This window comes from Pedobacter nototheniae, from assembly GCF_004335085.1.
Taxonomy (GTDB): domain Bacteria; phylum Bacteroidota; class Bacteroidia; order Sphingobacteriales; family Sphingobacteriaceae; genus Pedobacter; species Pedobacter nototheniae.
Map to the genome: position 1 here is coordinate 227874 of NZ_RQRS01000002.1, position 15538 is coordinate 243411.

The following is a 15538-nucleotide window of genomic DNA, read 5'->3' on the forward strand; positions in this document are numbered from 1 at the left end:
TGTTTTTTGGTATAAGCTTAATTGTTAGTTGCAATAACACCCTGCATTTTTTTTAACTCCACTTTTTTACCTCTGGTAAGCAGGTAACAGCGGTAATATCGGTTAGCTCTATCTATATCTACAATTAGTTCTCCTTGCTGTTGGGGATCATTGCCATATACCTCAGCATAAGCCTTTAACATTTCGCTTTCATTAAACTTTATCGGAAGCCAAAAACCTTTTTTTTCATGTGTTGAAGGGTCAGTTATATCCCAATCGATATAAATTTCTTTAAGTCTGGCTTTCCTTCCGAAAGGGTTATCGATTAAGCTTTTCAAAAACAAAGCTTCGCTTTCTCCATTGCTATAAACTAAATCTAAATGATTGGGTTCTGCTTTAAAAGATTGATCTAAGCGAACAACTGGATGCCAGTTAAAACGCTCACGATAGGTATCCCACAAACCTAAAGGTAAACCGTGTTCTTTAATATATTTTACACCTTCTGGACCTAGCATTCTTTTGCTGTAAGCACCCTGTAGCTTTAACTCATCTATTAAATCGTAATTAAAATTATTCAAATCGAATTTAGTTTTGTGAGCCTGAAAACGTGCTACCTCTACCTCATAACTTCCTCCTGCCAGCCAAACCACTACTGTGCCTCCTGGTGCCATTCCTGCAGTAATGGTATTGTAATTATCGTGTCGCGTGGTATCTCCCTGTACCCATTCTTCAAATCCTTTTTGAAAAAGTGCTAGCATTTTATCGTAAGGCAAGGTAAAACTACCCTCATAAAACTGATCTTCAGCATACGATAACCATTTAATATCAAGCTTTACAGGCAGTAACTTCGGCTCTCCACTACCGCCAGAACTAATGCCATTATATCCCCATGTATTTGTTTCACTAATCGGTTTACTTGGTGTACCACCGCCCGTACCATCTACTGCTGTAAAACTTACAGTTACAGGTTCTGCCGGATAATTTGCCGGTGATGAAGCACCGCCTTCCCATTGAAATTTTTCGTCCATTTTCTTTTGTTTGCATGCTAATAAACTACTGGTAAGCACTATAAGCAGGGTAAGGTTAAATAGTTTTTTCATGATCTAATCGTTAAATAGAATACCCCATCCACTTTTTCTTTTCTCCATATTATTTATCATTGTCTGTTTCTTTATTTCTGTTTCTTCATTAAAAACTTCATTTGCACTAAAAGAAAATGTATTCTTTTTTTCGCTTTCCGTTATGCTTATAGCTGCCTCTATATTTCGGATATGGTATTTTTGATCATCAATATCATAATGCACTTTTATTTGTCCGCTTAAACTATCTAAATATCCCTGAGCCACTTTTAACGACCCGTTAAAAATTTGGCTATGCCTTTTTAATTCATTTTTTTTAGCATTTAATAACCAAATCCCAGAAAAAACCTGATGATTATCGTAATTAGGTAATGACAGTTTTATTTCTTGTCCTTTCACATTGGTGAAAAATAAAGAGAGAAAAATATCATTTGTAAGTATGTTACTAAGTGCACTTTGTGTTTTTAAGCTCTCACTTATCTGCTCCATATACTCGGTATTAATAGATCCACCAAATTTTTGTTGCAGTAGTTCATATTCATCATTCCATCGTTGCTTAATTTCATCATAATTAAGTATGGAGATTAAAAAACCAGAGCTATCAATGCTAAATTTAATAGGGTAAAGAAGCTCTAAACAACTTTTACTTAAATCATACAATGGATTATCAATCAAATCATTATTAATAAAAAAATCCTTTTTATCGATTTCCCAATATGTAACTCCGTCGTTAACTTCCACACAACATAATTGCGTTAGATTTTGCATACTTTGCTCATTATCATCTATCTTAAAGGTAAATTTGATTGCAAAACAGGTACACCAATTCTGATAATGTTGAAAGAACTGAGGATTAAGTTTTTTAGTCATTCATTTAGTTCTGTTGAATCCCTTGTTCTATTGTCCTAAGTTGATTCAGTCGGGTTTCTTTATCTTTGTAACCGATCTGACATTGGTCAAGCTGAGATTGAAAAAGCTTAATATTTTCCATCTTTTTCTTCATAACCAGCATGTCTTCGAAGTGCATTTTTTCAAATACTGCCATTTGTTTAAAACCTATAAATCTGGGATCTCTGTTTGACAAATTTTCGTAATAGCTATTAAGCGTATTAATTTGATTCTTTATGTCAATTTCGAGTACTAAGTTGGTTGGCACATTTTGCAACCCTTCAATTTTCACTAATACAGAATCGTACAAAGGCACAGCTTCCTTTTGTTTTTCTAAAAAGAATTGCTCCTGATTAATAAAAGATACGTCGCTATAGCTTGCAGTTGAAAAAGGATTAGGACTTTTTCTAAAAATAAGTGCCATCAAAATTCCAGTAATTACAACAAACATGATGACGAGATAAATAAAATAATGTCTCTTTTCTGTATGATTAAGCTTTATTTCTTCTTCCATTTTAATTTAATTAAATGATCGTCTTGTTTTTCCTGATATATCAGAACTTATTTTTCTGTTCTTCTGGATACAATCGTTCAAATCTTTTTTCATTAATTCTTCTCTAGTAGAAATCCTTACAACAGAATCTTTCAAGAGCAAAAGTTTGTTCAAATTTTTAGTTAACCGGGCATAAATCGTAAAGTTGGCTGTACTATCGTTCCCTATTGTTTTCACTATAGATTCTTTATTATCAGAAATATATTTTGCCAGAAACAGTGTATTATCTACGCGGGTTCTATCCAAATAAGTCATCTGCAGATATAGAGAATCTATTTTTTCATTTAAGGCAATTTGTTTGTTAACGATAGTTTTATAAGCCATAATTCTATTATTGAAAGCTGCTCTTTGTTGTTGGGCAGCCCAGAAAAATAGATATACTGATACAATCGAAAAGGAAACTAAAACACCAAATAGCAACCAGAAATGAGTTGATTTTTTATAAATTTCTTGTACATTTTTTGCTTTCATTATTTATTTGTGATGGTAAAATTTCTGATTACACTCAATTTGCTAGAATCCAAATCGATACTAATCCGGAGCGGGTCTACTTCTTCTAGATACCTTATTATTCTTCTGTTTTTCCGTAAATGCTTTCTCTTTATATCTTTTGGCATTCCTAATTCATCGTATTGATTTAGGTATGGTGCATTGAAAGTCCATTGCCATTTAAAATTATAGGCGAGTAACTTTTTGTTTTTTAAGTGATTTAAATAAACGGCTGATGTATCCTTTACTTTAAATTGAGGTTTTACGTTACTCACAAAATAGAGGATATCATAAGGTTTTTGCTTTCCTTTTAATACCTTAATTACCCTTATGCCAGCCAGATAAAAGACAGGCTTTTTATATTTATTTAGCACACTATCCAGTTTAAGAGGCACACAGGTGATGACAACATCACTGGCATCATAAATTTCACTAATATTTAATGCCAGTCGATTTTTCCGTTTCCCCAGAAAAACATTTGTACTATTTTGCAGCGTGTCGAATAAGTCAGCAGTACTCTTTTTCGGAATGTTTTCTTTATGATTATTACAAGAAGTAAGCAATAAAATATTTAAGAAAATACTTGTTGCCGATAAAAAAAGTTCCCTTCTTTTTATACCAAAATTTAGTTTTAAACTATAAAGCCTTTTAACCCGTATTATCAAATTATGCATCCCCATTCGCTGAATTCGTACAAATAAATTAACCGAAAGGAGCTTTTACTCCAATCGGCTAGTTTAAATTTTATTACCCTTGTGCATATTCTGTGTTCCATTCAGCCGATTCATCATCGCCTTTATGGCCATCTAATTTGATTACAAAACTTTTTGCTGGAAAATATGGTGTGATATGAAGATCAAGCCAAATTCTATCTTTTTGAATCGGGTCCTGCTCAAAACGAACAATTTTAAATTTTTCAATAAGCCCACCATCAGGCCCTTTGATACTATCCAGATAACGAACAATTTGACCTCTTAAATCTGCCTCGGTTTTTGATGTCCAGTTTTCGAATACTCTACGATTTAAAAAATCGAATAATACTTTGGTGATATAATCGAATACGCGTACAACTGAATATGTCTGCAATCCGATATTATCACCATTGAATAAGGTTTTAGCTGAAAATGCCATAACTTTTCCATATTCATTAACCATTGGAACAAGCCCAATTTTTTCTAGATGGGATATTTCAGATTTTTTAAGGTCAAAACGAACCGCATCTATTTCATTAATGGCGCCATGTTTTTTACCTGCCGTTACCTGACTCATAAGGGTGGTATACATTTTGCCTGCTAACGAGGCCGATCCTGGTACCATAATATCTTCTGCTTCATCAACCTCATCGGCTTTCCCCCTTCCGATCAAATAATTGCAAGTCATGATTGTATTGCTTCTAAACGCCTCTCCTCCAGTTAAATTTGCAGAATTGAACATTTCAACCACATCATCTGGCTTATCTAAATTGGCAAAATCAGTAACCAACATCGCCTTGTTTTCGTAGGCTATTTTAGACCATTTTTCAACAACTTTATTAGACCCCAAGTACCCTGGAACAACTAATAAAGAATAGTTTTCGCGAAGATCTAGTCGGTCGAAATTTTGCTTTAATGTTGCAGAAACATAATCAATAAATAGTGGGTTATCTAAATCTTTAAGTTGATCTTCGTTTGCATTTAAAATGGTTACGTTATTTACCTTATCAACTTCGGTATTTTTATAAAACTGCGCTACAGTACGGTAAGAAGTCTCTAATTCTCGTGTTATTGAAAGTGTATCCTTCAGATTTTTCTTCAGTTCTTTGCCGGCTAAATCAGCTTTTTGTTTACAAGTATCAGCCATTTCAGAAACTGTATTACTATTTTCAAGTAGCTCAACCCACATATTTATAGTTTTGTGAAGATCTTCTCTTTCTTTTTTCTTTTCTGTATCGGTTAAAAATATTTGTTTTCGAGCTTTTCTATCTGGATTTAAGTTTGCTATTCCATCAATGGTGCCTTCTAAGAAGCTAAAGCCACCTGCTTTTGCTAATTTTAATAGTGGTTCTGCTAGTTTTTCTGCATAACTGTTGCCCTGACTTGCAGTAGAAACTTTTTGCGATTGTGCCATATCTTATTTTGAGTTACGTGAATTGTAAATGGATTATCTATTATTTTCAAGCTCTTGTGCCAATTGTTTTAAGGCATCAATTACGGCTCCTTTTGTATCTTCGTTTTCCAACATCGATTTAAGCACCTTATTTACCTTCAATTGCTTATTAATTTTGTTGTACTGCTGCTCTTTTAAACTCTGATTCCGCAAATAGCTGCTTTGACGAGTAATGTTAATTGGAGAAAAATCGCCTAGATTTTTAAATGAAACATTTTCTTTTGTGGTTACGCCATCCAGCGATTCCATTTCAACCTCAACTGAAGGGTTAAAATGCCTGAAAACATCTTCAATTGTTTTCAAACCTGAAATTGCTTCTGGCTGGATTGGATCTTCCGCTGTTAGTTTCGAAACTAAGAGCGTTTTGTTGTGCTGAATTTGCTGAATAGCTTCATTGGCATCTACTGTTACCTCGTTGCCGCCAATTCCATAGCTGTAGTTTGACATAGTGTTTGATTTTAAGTTTATTTCAGGATTAGAAAATTTGTTAACTGGTTTACTGGTTATAGTTGTTTCATTCACTTTCTTTTCGGAAGGCAAAAGCTGTTTAATTTTATTTTTTATCTTTTTAAAAAAATCCATTAATTCATTGATTAATAAATGATGTGGCTAGGCTTTAATAATCTCCCATTTAATATCCCCTGCTTCATCAACTCCTAACTGGATATGGCTATTTTTTAATATTTCCTCAGCCACTATCATTTTCGAAATTGGCCTTCGAATCTCTTTCCTTATTACGCCACTAATTTGTCTGGCTCCATATTTTGAATTAAAGCCATTAAGTGCCAACACCTGTTTGGCTGCATCAGTTATGGTTAGGCTAATGCTTAATTTCGCCAGGGCATCGTATAAGGCTTTCATCTGAATGTCGAAAATCTGAACAGCCATTTCTTCAGTAATCGGGCTAAATGGAACTATCTCTGTTAATCTGGCTAAAAACTCTGGTCGAAAATAGTTTGTAACTAAATCCAGCAATACATTTGGTTTAGGAAGTTCGCCTCCGGCAAATTTTTCTGCAATAAATTCGCTACCAATATTTGAAGTGAAAAGGATTAATGCATTGCTAAAATCACCTTCTTTACCCAGTTTATCATGAATATGTCCTTCATCCATTATTTGAAGAAAAATATCAAATACAGATTGATGTGCTTTTTCTATCTCATCAAATAACACAACAGAATAGGGTTGCTGCCTAATTTTATTTACTAGCATCCCCCCCTCTTCATAACCCACGTAGCCAGGAGGTGCTCCATAAAAAAGCGCTGCAGAATGTTCTTCTTTAAACTCAGACATATCGAAACGAATCATTGCTTTTTCATCATTAAATAAAAGCTCGGCGATTGATTTTGCTAGTTCGGTTTTTCCTGTTCCCGTTGGTCCCAATAAAAAGAATGAACCAATTGGTTGTCCTTGTTTATTTATCCCACTTCTACTTTCAATAATAGCATCCGCTACAACTTTTAAAGCATACTCTTGTCCTACCATCCTTCGCTTTAAATGAGATTCCATATTCAGTAATTTTTCCTTTTCCTGACTTTGGATTTTACCAATTGGGATTCCCGTTTTTGCCGCTACAATAGCCGATATCTCCGCCTTTCCTATGATTTCTCTTTTTACGACTGCCAATCCTGTTAGCGCAATCAATATTTTTCGGAGATAAATAGTTAATTCATCCACAGTTGAAAGCTTATCTGCCTCAACTTCATTATTTAATTGTTCAAATAATATCGGACTTAATTGATTTGGTAATTGGCTACTAAACCACTTTAATGCGTGTATTTTATTCTCCTCCTCAAGTGTTTCATCAACAATAATGCTTTCTAATTCAATCTCTAACTTTTCAATATCTCTTTCAGAAGATTCATTCATCATCCTAACTGCCGCCATAGTTCTATCAAGTAAATCAAGAGCAGCATCAGGCAATCTTTTATCCTTAATATACCGCTTAGCTAACCTTACGCACTCAGCAGTTACCTGATAATCAACTTTTAACTGGTGATGATCTTCATACTTCGGCACTAGTAAATCGAGCATCTTTATAGCTGTTTGAATGTTAGGCTCATTTACCTTTAATAGTTCAAAACGTCTATTAAAAGCTTGTTCGGGTTCAATAATTTTGCGATATTCTTCAAGAGTTGTAGCTCCAATTACCGTTATTTCGCCCCTCGCCAATTCTGGTTTAAGTAAGTTTCCGGCACCGGATCCTATTGATCCTTTTTCATCCAGAAAAACATGCATTTCATCAATAAATAAGATGGCTTTATGCTGTTGTTTTAAAGCAGAAATTATCTTCTTCAAGCGATCTTCTACTTCACCCTTATAACTTGCACCAGCCATTAAAGCACCAAAATCAAGCTCAAGAAGTGAAGCTTCATGCAAATGCTTCGGCACTTCTTTGTTAATAATCGCTTGAGCAAAACCATCAACTAAAGCCGTTTTACCAACGCCAGGCTCACCTGCAATAATTACGTTGGGTTTATTCCGTCTACCAAGTATTTCAATTATTTGCCTGGTTTCACTTTCCCTGCCTACAATTGGATCTAACCTATTTTCGCGAGCCAAAGCGGTTTTATCAATACAGTATTTTTTAAGAATATCATTGTGTTGCGAGAGATTTATCCCATTTTCGGTTAACCTAAGTTCATTTTGGTTTTCAAACGATGATTGTAAACTATTTTCAGGTTCATATAAATCATACAATTCATTTTCTCTTAAAGGAAATGACTTTAGTTGTGCAGTTGTAAATCCAATATTCGGTTTAATTAAAGCAGCTAAAACACAAGTAGTATTAATACTATTAATTCCTAATTTTAATCTTACATCATCCGACGTATTCATTACGCTATAAATGGCATCGTTAGGATTGATATCTTCAGGTAACATGCTTACCTTCGGATAATCTTCAATCCTAACTTCTGCCCAGTCAATCATATAATGTATATCTTTCCCCAGCAATTCTAAAAAGTCTGTTAATCCAGATTCTTTGTGAAGTAATGCCCTTAATAAATGAGCGGGGCCATACTCACTGTTGTAGTTTTCTTTAGCAAAACCTTTGGCAATCTCTAAGCAAGAGAGCAAGGTTTCGTTGAATTGGAGCGTTGAATTAAATATTGTATTCTTCATTTAATCTTCAGTATAAAACCTTCAAAACCCATTATAAACGAGTTTTAATTAAACATTGTTGTAAAAAGCATGAGCAAAAACTATCCAAAAAAAATAAATTTCTTAATTCATTTTCGGCAAGTACAACGGGAATAAATAATCAATAGGGGCAATTAAACTCTTTTGTTTAACTAATGGGATTTTCAAAAAAACAGGAAGAAAAATATTCGGTAAGCTTCAAGTAATTATATTTTAAATCCTTAAGGTAGGACTGAAACATATGCTAAAACTATAAATTAATTTTTGATAAAACTATATTTTTTTTCAAAATAAAATTACAACATGTAAAATAGTTTGTATAATTACAAGTAATTATTTCAAATTAAATATTGTAAGTTTTTTTAGTATAACATGAATATAATTGATAAAATTGAAACGGATGTTAAGGCTGAGGTACTGGCGGTATCATTATTAACCGAAACAACCGATTTCAGTAAAATTATATTTAAGCGGTTAGGATTAGATGCCAGGGGGCATACTAAAGATATAAACAGAGTTTACAGTGCTCAAGGATTATTTGATTTAAATCAATACACCATAATTGAAATTTATAGGCAAAGCATTTATGAGGCCGTGCCCGAACATGTATTTCATCCCAGTACTTTAGGTGGTTTTGATAAAACTGAAGAAGATATTATTAATGAAATACGCTTACAAAGAAAAAGAGAGGATGAGGCACGAAAATTCCTTCAACCATTTGAACAAGAGGCATCTTATATAGAAATGCAAGCACTTTTAATCGAATTAATGTTTGATAAAAAGGAAAATTATGATAATCTATTGCATTTATTCCAGCAGGGCTGGCCAATTTTAAAGAAACTATCAAAAGCTACGGCATTAGCATACATTTATATATTATCTATTTTACACAAGGTTAGAGGTGATAAAGATTGGACCGAAAAAGCATTATCCTTCATTTTAGGCTATACTGTTGAAATATTTTCCGTGATTGAGCTAAAGAAAATAGGTATACAAAAAGAATCCTTTGAAATTGGTGGTTGCCGTTTAGGAATAGAATCAAATCTTTCCGGTTTCCAATATGATGGGGTTGCAGATTGGAAAGTACAAATTGGTCCTATTCCAGAAAAATCAGCTATCTCGGTTTTGCCTGGTTCAGATTTTATAGATTTAGTAAACATATTATCAGAACAATTTATCCCTGCAAACATATTTACACAAATTAAAATCGTAACCGAAAAAAGCTCAGATTCTATCCTTTCTGAATCAAATTCTGAAAGTTGCATTTTAGATTATACATTTTATTTATAGCGACGCTTGAATTATGATTATTAAAACTATTTTTTTACAGTATTTATTGCTTCCTCTAATTGCAATTATAATCGCATCATGCTTGGTGCTTGTTAAAAAGAAAAATGAACTGGTTAACAATATCCAGCTCATTGTTTTCATTTTAGTATCGTCGTTAATTTTATGTATACCAGGCTTTTTAGGGTTTACAGGAAATCGATTTGTACCAATTTATTATTTGATAGCACAGTGTTTGTATTTAGTTGCTGGTGTGGGTTTTGTAAAATGGTATCCCATCTTCTTCCACGATCAGGTAAAGGAATACAAAGCGTTATTTCAAATTTTAGTGATGACTGTAAGTATGTTGCTCGGTGCTTTTCTATTTGCTACACTCTTTAATTTATTTAGTGAAATAAGCAATGGTTACATGGCTGCAACAAGTATGCTTACCTTCTGTATTCCATTGTTATTTTATTGGACTTATATAGCCTTTATTGATATTCCATATGAGATTTATGATGTATGGACCTATCCGATTGGTACGGGAGAAATTAGTTTTGAGGGTTTAGATTTTAATAAATTAATGGTTATAGAGTTGGAATTTAGTAGAGAGTTAAATGATAGAGATCGATCAAGAGTAAAAGCAAAGGCTCCTGCTGAGATACCATTTGGAGTTTGGTTTAAAAAATTTATAGAAGATTATAATTCGAAATTCCCACATCAAAACATAGAATATATTAATGATGCTAATGAACCTTACAGTTGGATTTTCTATTATAAAAAGTCATTTTTTCACCGGAGAAGGTTAATGAATCCTAAACTAAATATCCTTCAAAATAACATTAAAGAGCAGGTAACCATTATCACCAAAAGAGTTATACAAAATAGCGTAGAAAACATCAAAAATCTCAAAATCTAAATATGATTATACCTCAAAAATATCTTGCTGTAAACTGGGCAGACGGCATGAAGGTTAATAAATCTCACTTTATTAACAACGAAAATTATTATACGGATACCATTAGAGATATGGCTTCGGTGCAATTAAATAATTATAATTATGGTTTATTGCCATCTTTGGAAGGTGGTGAGGCTGCTTTAAGCAAATTTACGGTTACTAAAACTACAACCAATCAAGTACAAATTCATATATCTCGTTTACAAGCCATTACACCGGGCGGCGTTCGAATTTCCATTTTAAATGATATTACAAGCGTTCATTCTTTATCAGATTTCCCTAACATTAAAACCGATTTGCTTGATGGTACAAAAGAGGAGTTTTATGTTCTTATAACTGTTAATCCATTTGAGCAAATCCCTATCGGAAGCCCTGACCCTGAAGAAGTTCCAATCAGACAACCTCAAACACAACCTAAATATGAAATTCAGCTTGTTAACGCAAAAAATGTAAATGTAGATCAACTTGGGGGCTATATTTTAGTTATCGGCAGAATAATAAAACAAGGAGAAAGTTATTTAAAGGATGAAGATTTTATTGCGCCTTGCACAAGTATTAGTAGTGATGCAAAATTGATTAGTGAATACATTTCTATAGGAAGATGTTTTAACGAGATGCAAAATATGTCATTACAGATTATTCAGAAAATATTGTTCAAAAACCAGCAATCAAAAGTTGCGCAAAACGTAAAATTGATGTGTGAAACGGTTCTAAGTTTTTGTACTCAAAACTATTTTTACTTCAGAAATATTGGCAAACAGCAGGCACCCGTATTTTTAATTAATGCAATTTCTATTTTTTCAAACTATTTATATACCGCAATTAATATTCTGCCCGAAAACGAAAAAGAAGAATTATTAAATTATTTTTTTGAATGGAGTGATGTTACACCAATTAATTTTCAAAATAACCTGTCGGGAATTATTGAAATTAATTACAATCATTATAAAGCTGGCAACTATTTATACGAAATTCAAGTTATGTTGAACAATGTTGTTTTAATTTGGCAAAAATTAAATATGCTTGAGTTTATTGGTCAGCACAAAGAAAATATCGTTGTAAAACAAGAAGTACTTACACATGTAGTTAAAGAAAAAAAGGGTTGGAGTATTTTAGATTAAGAAGAAATGCTTTTGCAAAGCAATTTTTAATATTTACATTAAGAGTTGCTTAACCCATTCATTTATGTACAATAAAGTTGTAGTGATTAATACTTTTGAACCTGGAGATTTTCAGATCGACCACTTTGCAAAAGCTTATGATAATGGTGTATCTGAAAGCGGTAATTTGAGCGAATTATTTTTTACCAATAACATGGTTTTCTCGGCCACCCCATTTCCTGAAAAGCACACTTTCGAAACCCTTGAAACAGATTTAAAACAGCTGGTTACTGCGATAAAAAGTGCGAGTACAATTATATTCTTCACCAACTATAAACCAGGCAGAACAAATCATCAACTTAAAAGCCTAATATCAAGATTATTTCATACTACAGCTGGTGGCATAAACAATGGAATTTGGGGCGATTTTAATTCATTTCATAAACAACAAGTTCGAATTATAACTTATATGGATGATTTAAAAACGTCAATAGAGTATAAGGCTGCCCGTGATCCACAGAAATTCCCAATCCAAAAAGTGCCTTTCAGATTTTTCGGTTTTGGGCGTATAAGGGCTATTCACATCAGGTGTATCCTCGAAAAAGGTTACAATAAAACTATTTTAAAAGAAATGGCTTTATTACATGAATTTGGTAGACAGGATGTTGGTTTAGAACCGAACAAGCCATCTCAGGAGAAAATGAAAATAATGTTTGATAAAAATGACTCACCACAAGAATCAATCGATAAACAAGAAATAAAGAAAAAACGAACTCGCATTAAATTATAAGTATCATAAGGCAATTTCTCTAAATTATTTTCTTTAAAAAACTGATCTAATGGAGCCGAAGTAAGTCGAAACCTAGTTTATAAGTCATAAATAAGAAACCCGGTTAAAATAATTCAACCGGGTTTTACTTTTCTAACAATATTTAAACAATATAAGGCTTCATTTCCTCATCAATATCTTTACGCAAGTCCATTAGTTTAATAGCATAACGGTGCATTGCGATTTCCTTTTCCGTTTTAGGTTTAAAGGCAGGAATTGATTTAGGTTGCCCATTATCATCAACGGCCACAAAAACAATAATGCAGTGTGTGTTTTTAACAAAATCTGCTTGTCCAACAGGTTTTGAAAAAGCATCTACAGCAATATGCATACTGGTTTTACCTGTATAAATAATTCTGGCTTCCATTTTAACAAGGTGACCAATATGAACTGGATGAAAAAAGCGAATGCCACCTACATAAACGGTAACACAATAAGACTGACTCCATTGGAGCGCACAGGCGAATGCAGCCTGATCGATCCACTTCATCATCATTCCTCCATGCACTTTACCACCATAATTAACATCTGATGGCTCGCTTAGAAACTGAAGTTCTATATGATTTTTAGTTCTGGACATTTTTATTTATTTAGCCATTATACTGATCGCATACCCGCCACCTGGTGCACAATATTGAGTTAACTTCGTTTTATTGGTTACCTCCATTTTACGAATTGTATATGCCTTAGGATTGGTTTCATAGTTTGCATCTTTAGCATCTGCATAAATGGTAGCGGTATATTTTTTACCAGGATCTAAAAAGCTGAAATCAATATTAGAAGTTCGGGCAATTTCATCATTGGTACGACCAACAAACCAATTATTTTTACCTTTTGCTTTACGAGCGAAGGTGATATAATCTCCAGGCTCAGCCTCTAAAACTTTGGTATCATCCCAATCAACAGCTACATCTTTTATAAATTGGAAAGCGTCCATATACTTATTGTATGTTTCAGGTAAATCTGCAGCCATTTGCAAAGGGCTATACATGGTTACATACAACGCCAGCTGACGAGCGAGGGTGCTATGTACAAAAGATTTATTTTCAGGATTATAAGCGCTAATATTAGTTTCAAATATACCTGGTGTGTAATCCATCGGGCCACCTATTAAACGGGTAAACGGCAAAATGGTTGTATGATCGGCATTGTTACCACCAAATGCCTCATACTCTGTACCTCTAGCAGATTCGTTGCCAATTAAATTAGGATAAGTACGAGCTAAACCAGTTGGCCTTACAGCTTCGTGCGCATTAACCATAATTTTATATTCTGCCGCTTTTTGAACTGCATATAGATAGTGATTATTTAACCATTGGCCGTAATGGTGTTCGCCACGCGGAATCATATTACCTACATAACCGCTTTTAACCGCATCGTAACCATTAGCTTTCATAAACTTGTAAACAGTATCTAAATGTCTTTCGTAATTACGAACCGAAGAAGAAGTTTCATGGTGCATAATCATTTTTATGCCTTTACTTGCTGCATAACGGTGAAGTTCTTGCACGTCAAAATCAGGATATGGCGTTACAAAATCAAACACATAATCCTTAGTTTTGCCAAACCAATCTTCCCAGCCTTCGTTCCAGCCTTCAACTAAAACTGCATCTAAACCATTTTTTGCAGCGAAATCAATATACTCCTTTACATGAGCAGTATTTGCCGCATGTTTTCCATTAGGCTTAGTTTTCGAATAATCGGTAACCCCTAGCTGAACACTAGTTAAATCATTATAAGCCCAAGTACTTTTTCCGGTAATCATTTCCCACCATACACCAACATATTTTATTGGTTTAATCCAAGATACGTCTTTAAATTTTGTAGGTTCATTTAAGTTATACGTCAGTTTCGAGGTTAAAATATCACCTGCTTTATCGCTAACAATAATTGTTCTCCATGGCGATAAACAAGGTGCTTGCATATAACCTTTATCACCTACAGCATCAGGCGTTAACCACGATTCCAAGATCATGTTTTTATCGTCCAGATTTAATGACATTAAAGAATAGTTAATTAATGCGGCCTCATGGATATTGATATACAAACCATCCTTGCTCTTCATCATCAAAGGTGTTTGCAAACCAGTAGGCGAAAAAGTAGTTTGTGATGCATTAGGAGTAACTGCGGCCTTCATTTTACCACGAACTTCTGATAAATTTGATGTTACAGTACTATATTCCTGTGTATCATAATCTCCAGGCAACCAAAATGCTTTATGATCTCCTGCCAAAGCAAATTGAGTTTTTTCTTCTTTAATCACAAAATAATCAAGGTTTTTTTGCTCTGGAAATTCATACCTAAAACCTAAACCATCGTTAAATAAACGTAAGCGAATAATGATGTAACGTTTGGTTTCTGCCTGAGTTAAAGTTACGGCAAGTTCATTATAATGATTTACAATTTCCTTTACCTCACCCCAAACTGGTTTCCAGGTTTCATTAAAAGTACTCGTTTTGCTATCAGTGATTGTAAAACCATTCATTAAAGATTTGCCGTCCTTAAGTTCTAAACCAAGCTTACTGGTTTTAATTACATCTTTACCTTTATATTTTAAACTATAAGTTGGCACGCCACCATCTGCCAATGAAAAATTTGCAACTAAGTTCGCATCTGGCGATTTTAGTTCTTGCGCAAAAACTGTTGAAGCAAAAAGGCAAAAACAAATTAAGGTTAAAAATTTAGAGAGGTTAATCGTTTTTTGATTTAGATTTTTATTCACTGTTTTAATATTTATTATTTATTTTATAATTAGAGTTTGGTATCAATTAAAGTTATATAGACTATTTTATATTTCATAACACATCTTTTTGAGTTTTCAGAGTAGTTTTTAAATTCAAAAAAAACTTAAAAAGAGCCATAACATATTAACTGATATAAAGTCTCATGTAAGAGATGTAACATTTAAATATAATCCTTGTTCAATAGCCCTGATTGGAATGGCAGCTCCCGATTTTTTTATCGGGACTACAATGTAAAGCAGGAGCGAAGTAACCGATCAGTACAGAACCTTGTGCTTCAAACCATTATCATAATTTTGTTTTAATTTCTGATTGAATAAAATTTATTTGGGCGTTTTCACACGCTGTTCGCTGTATCTCCGATAGA

14 protein-coding genes are annotated in these 15538 nt (G+C 33.4%); 4 read left to right on the forward strand and 10 right to left on the reverse strand.

Features of this window, described 5'->3' with window-relative positions; all coding sequences use genetic code 11:
- Positions 1-17: 17 nt before the first annotated feature.
- From EHC72_RS02890 to EHC72_RS02925, 8 genes are all read right to left on the reverse strand, one after another.
- Positions 18-1079 (reverse strand): DUF2931 family protein, encoded by a 1062-nt coding sequence (locus tag EHC72_RS02890; RefSeq protein ID WP_131535982.1) that lies wholly within the window; start codon positions 1077-1079, stop codon positions 18-20.
- A 3-nt stretch (positions 1080-1082) separates the two neighbouring features.
- Positions 1083-1928: a hypothetical protein gene (locus EHC72_RS02895; protein WP_131535983.1), complete on the reverse strand. Its 846-nt coding sequence runs from the start codon at positions 1926-1928 to the stop codon at positions 1083-1085.
- A gap of 4 nt (positions 1929-1932) precedes the next feature.
- The gene (tssO, locus tag EHC72_RS02900) at positions 1933-2460 is read right to left on the reverse strand and encodes a type VI secretion system TssO (RefSeq protein ID WP_131535984.1); all 528 of its coding nucleotides are present in this window, start codon (positions 2458-2460) and stop codon (positions 1933-1935) included.
- A gap of 6 nt (positions 2461-2466) precedes the next feature.
- Entirely contained in the window at positions 2467-2970 is a 504-nt protein-coding gene (gene tssO, locus EHC72_RS02905) for a type VI secretion system TssO (protein ID WP_131535985.1), read from the reverse strand.
- Complete coding sequence (locus EHC72_RS02910) at positions 2970-3662, reverse strand: hypothetical protein (protein WP_131535986.1); 693 nt, start codon at positions 3660-3662, stop codon at positions 2970-2972. The genes tssO (EHC72_RS02905) and EHC72_RS02910 overlap by 1 nt, the downstream gene beginning before the upstream one ends.
- A 73-nt stretch (positions 3663-3735) precedes the next feature.
- Positions 3736-5094 carry a DUF5458 family protein gene (locus EHC72_RS02915; RefSeq protein ID WP_131535987.1) on the reverse strand — a complete coding sequence of 453 codons (1359 nt, stop codon included), beginning with the start codon at positions 5092-5094 and terminating at the stop codon, positions 3736-3738.
- A 33-nt stretch (positions 5095-5127) separates the two neighbouring features.
- Positions 5128-5715 (reverse strand): hypothetical protein, encoded by a 588-nt coding sequence (locus EHC72_RS02920; protein ID WP_211660268.1) that lies wholly within the window; start codon positions 5713-5715, stop codon positions 5128-5130.
- 27 nt (positions 5716-5742) lie between these two features.
- Positions 5743-8256 carry an ATP-dependent Clp protease ATP-binding subunit gene (locus EHC72_RS02925; RefSeq protein ID WP_131535988.1) on the reverse strand — a complete coding sequence of 838 codons (2514 nt, stop codon included), beginning with the start codon at positions 8254-8256 and terminating at the stop codon, positions 5743-5745.
- A 390-nt stretch (positions 8257-8646) separates the two neighbouring features.
- Here EHC72_RS02925 and EHC72_RS02930 point away from each other — a divergent pair, with 390 nt between their 5' ends.
- The 4 genes from EHC72_RS02930 (at position 8647) to EHC72_RS02945 (ending at position 12391) form a co-directional block, all read left to right on the forward strand.
- A complete protein-coding gene (locus EHC72_RS02930) occupies positions 8647-9564 on the forward strand; it encodes a hypothetical protein (RefSeq protein ID WP_131535989.1) in 918 nt (305 codons plus the stop codon).
- 13 nt (positions 9565-9577) lie between these two features.
- Positions 9578-10462 (forward strand): TssN family type VI secretion system protein, encoded by an 885-nt coding sequence (locus EHC72_RS02935; RefSeq protein WP_131535990.1) that lies wholly within the window; start codon positions 9578-9580, stop codon positions 10460-10462.
- 2 nt (positions 10463-10464) lie between these two features.
- A complete protein-coding gene (locus EHC72_RS02940; protein WP_131535991.1) occupies positions 10465-11622 on the forward strand; it encodes a hypothetical protein in 1158 nt (385 codons plus the stop codon).
- 64 nt (positions 11623-11686) lie between these two features.
- A complete protein-coding gene (locus EHC72_RS02945; protein ID WP_131535992.1) occupies positions 11687-12391 on the forward strand; it encodes a hypothetical protein in 705 nt (234 codons plus the stop codon).
- A 142-nt stretch (positions 12392-12533) separates the two neighbouring features.
- Here the strand turns inward: EHC72_RS02945 and EHC72_RS02950 are convergent, their stop codons facing one another.
- The gene (locus EHC72_RS02950; RefSeq protein WP_131535993.1) at positions 12534-13010 is read right to left on the reverse strand and encodes an acyl-CoA thioesterase; all 477 of its coding nucleotides are present in this window, start codon (positions 13008-13010) and stop codon (positions 12534-12536) included.
- 6 nt (positions 13011-13016) lie between these two features.
- Entirely contained in the window at positions 13017-15152 is a 2136-nt protein-coding gene (locus EHC72_RS02955) for a glycoside hydrolase family 97 protein (protein ID WP_131535994.1), read from the reverse strand.
- Between the last annotated feature and the right edge of the window lie 386 nt (positions 15153-15538).

Excerpts from the sequence above, each read along its gene's own strand:
- EHC72_RS02890 (WP_131535982.1), bottom strand. The coding sequence starts at position 1,079 with ATGAAAAAACTATTTAACCTTACCCTGCTTATAGTGCTTACCAGTAGT.
- EHC72_RS02895 (WP_131535983.1), bottom strand. The coding sequence starts at position 1,928 with ATGACTAAAAAACTTAATCCTCAGTTCTTTCAACATTATCAGAATTGG.
- tssO (WP_131535984.1), bottom strand. The coding sequence starts at position 2,460 with ATGGAAGAAGAAATAAAGCTTAATCATACAGAAAAGAGACATTATTTT.
- tssO (WP_131535985.1), bottom strand. The coding sequence starts at position 2,970 with ATGAAAGCAAAAAATGTACAAGAAATTTATAAAAAATCAACTCATTTC.
- EHC72_RS02910 (WP_131535986.1), bottom strand. The coding sequence starts at position 3,662 with ATGCATAATTTGATAATACGGGTTAAAAGGCTTTATAGTTTAAAACTA.
- EHC72_RS02915 (WP_131535987.1), bottom strand. The coding sequence starts at position 5,094 with ATGGCACAATCGCAAAAAGTTTCTACTGCAAGTCAGGGCAACAGTTAT.
- EHC72_RS02920 (WP_211660268.1), bottom strand. The coding sequence starts at position 5,715 with ATGGATTTTTTTAAAAAGATAAAAAATAAAATTAAACAGCTTTTGCCT.
- EHC72_RS02925 (WP_131535988.1), bottom strand. The coding sequence starts at position 8,256 with ATGAAGAATACAATATTTAATTCAACGCTCCAATTCAACGAAACCTTG.
- EHC72_RS02930 (WP_131535989.1), top strand. The coding sequence starts at position 8,647 with ATGAATATAATTGATAAAATTGAAACGGATGTTAAGGCTGAGGTACTG.
- EHC72_RS02935 (WP_131535990.1), top strand. The coding sequence starts at position 9,578 with ATGATTATTAAAACTATTTTTTTACAGTATTTATTGCTTCCTCTAATT.
- EHC72_RS02940 (WP_131535991.1), top strand. The coding sequence starts at position 10,465 with ATGATTATACCTCAAAAATATCTTGCTGTAAACTGGGCAGACGGCATG.
- EHC72_RS02945 (WP_131535992.1), top strand. The coding sequence starts at position 11,687 with ATGTACAATAAAGTTGTAGTGATTAATACTTTTGAACCTGGAGATTTT.
- EHC72_RS02950 (WP_131535993.1), bottom strand. The coding sequence starts at position 13,010 with ATGTCCAGAACTAAAAATCATATAGAACTTCAGTTTCTAAGCGAGCCA.